1 protein-coding gene is annotated in these 1,521 nt (G+C 46.4%); it reads right to left on the reverse strand.

The window, feature by feature from the left end; translation table 11 throughout:
* Window positions 1-944, reverse strand: a 944-nt coding sequence (locus NH454_RS22225; protein ID WP_253040211.1) for a reverse transcriptase domain-containing protein, incomplete at its 3' end; no start/stop codon positions are given.
* Between the last annotated feature and the right edge of the window lie 577 nt (window positions 945-1,521).

A 1,521-nucleotide genomic window follows, 5' to 3' on the forward strand; every position in this document is an offset into this window, starting at 1 on the left:
AAACCACGGCTAATGTGAGTAATGTGCGTTTTCTCTTCGGAGAGCGTTAAGCCTCTATGTGCTAAGAAGTCAGCAATCAACGGTTTGATATCGTTCTCCAGCACGTCCTTTGAAGTGCATGTGACGACGAAATCATCGGCGTATCCTATAAAGTTGGCTCTCGCCCCATTTTTAAGTGCGGTGGACTTAATGCGTTGCTCAAGACCTGCAAGAGTCATCAGCATCAAGGTTGGAGATATGATCCCGCCTTGTGGTGTTCCCTCGTCAGTGCGATAGAACAGCCCTTTGTCCATAAAACCAGACTTTAACCATTGTTCCAACATTCGTTTATCTACAGCTATATTATTCATAAGCCATTGATGCCCAATCTTGTCGAAACAGGCTTTGATATCTCCCTCAAGAACCCATTGCGCGGATTGCTTTTTACTCAAACAGAGAAAACACTGAGCAATAGCATCAGCAGTGCTTCTATTGCGCCGAAATCCGTAGCTATTTGGGTCAGCAAGTGTTTCTGACACAGGCTCTAGTGCAAGAAGGTGAAGCGCTTGTAGCGCTCTATCGACCATGCACGGGATACCCAAAGGTCTGAGCTTGCCGTTTTTCTTAGGGATGTAGATACGCTTGAGCGGTTTGGCTTGATAAGCCTTTCTGCTCAATTGATTGACTGCTTTCATGCGGCGCGTATCCGTATTCCAGATGACGCCGTCTATTCCGGGCGTTTTACTGCCTTTGTTTTGTGATACTCGCTTAACAGCAAGAAGTTTTGCCGAATGCGAGTGAGTCAGTATCCACTGCAACGCTTTCGCTTTGCTGTGTTTACCTTCTCTTGTTGCTTTTGCAATACGCATCTGAAGCTTTAAAACGTGCGACTCAACAGTTTTCCAATTTATGGATTGCCATTGAGCACTGTCAGGGGAGGCACTAATCTCTTTTGAAATCATCATTTGCGTTTCTCCTTGAATAAAGTTCTTCAAATTCTCTTGCAACGGAAGACCAGTCGGAAGTCAGCTCACTTTCGTGCCAGACAGACGTCTGTATCTGCATCATTACAATCCAGCCTTTGCTTTCTCCAACATCCTCTACCTGCATCACTATCGGCTATATAAGCTTTCCCAAAGGGAGTGATACAGGCTTACCGTGTTCCGTATGTTGCGCAATGTCAGGTTAGATGCCCGCTATAGTGCGGAGAGTTCAGTGATCACGAAAGAGCATGGGGCAATCTCTTTCCGACTCTCGTGCCTTTTGGCTACAGCGTATTAACCACTTCCGCTGTTTCATCGTATAACGCACCTTACGCGGATTCACTTATGTTCATCATACTGACTGCCTAGCACTCACCCGATTTGTGGTTATCAGGAGGATCGTCCTCTCACGATTAAGATCCCGATTGGCGCATACCAACCTTCGTTACATTGTCAGAGCCGCTACTTTATTCAGGCTCCTAGGATCATCTGGTGATACAGATGGTTCACTCATTAAGCGGTGAACAGCGCTTCATACGACTTCACGTCGCACGCCCCA

The organism is Pseudoalteromonas sp. Ps84H-4, from assembly GCF_024124645.1.
In the GTDB taxonomy this organism is placed as follows: Bacteria; Pseudomonadota; Gammaproteobacteria; order Enterobacterales; family Alteromonadaceae; genus Pseudoalteromonas; species Pseudoalteromonas lipolytica_C.